The sequence below is a fragment of the Bradyrhizobium sp. BRP19 genome (genome assembly GCF_020194195.1).
GTDB classification, from domain to species: Bacteria; Pseudomonadota; Alphaproteobacteria; order Rhizobiales; family Xanthobacteraceae; genus Bradyrhizobium; species Bradyrhizobium yuanmingense.
This window is the reverse complement of sequence record NZ_JADYVZ010000091.1, coordinates 1-557: the sequence shown is the minus strand read 5'-3', so window position 1 is coordinate 557 and position 557 is coordinate 1. Positions and strand designations below refer to the sequence as shown.

Here is a 557-nt window from a genome sequence, read left to right as displayed (position 1 = left end):
GGTCTGTACCTAATTAGCGAACTCTGATTCCCTCGCAGCGGGTTGATTCCACGCGGGGGACTTCGATGCGCAAAGGACTGTTCTGGCTCAACGACAAGCAATGGACTCTGATAGAGCCGCATCTGCCAACGAACCAGACCGGACCGGTGCGCGACGACGATCGACGCGTCATCAGCGGTATCATTCACATGCTTCAGTGCGGCGCACGCTGGCGCGATTGCCCGCCCGACTATGGTCCGTACACGACGATCTACAATCGTTTCAATCGCTGGGCCAAGCGCGGACATTGGCGGGCGATCTTTGAAGCGCTCGCCCGCTGCGGCAAAGACGGCGTGACTTTGTCCATCGACTCCACCACGATCAAAGCGCATCGCTCGGCGAGCGGCGGAAAAGGGGGGAGCATGAACAAGCGATCGGCCGCTCGCGCGGCGGGCGGACCACGAAAATCCACGCGCTGAGCGACCCTGACTGCCGACCTTGCGCATTTCATCTCACTCCAGGCCAGGACGCTGATATTGCCGCAGCGCCAGCCCTTTTGGAACTCGCGCCACCCATGT

1 pseudogene is annotated in these 557 nt (G+C 61.0%); it reads left to right on the top strand.

Annotated features, from left to right (window positions below):
- Positions 1 to 65: 65 nt before the first annotated feature.
- Positions 66 to 557: pseudogene (locus I6F36_RS38635) on the top strand (IS5 family transposase); the annotation flags it as partial.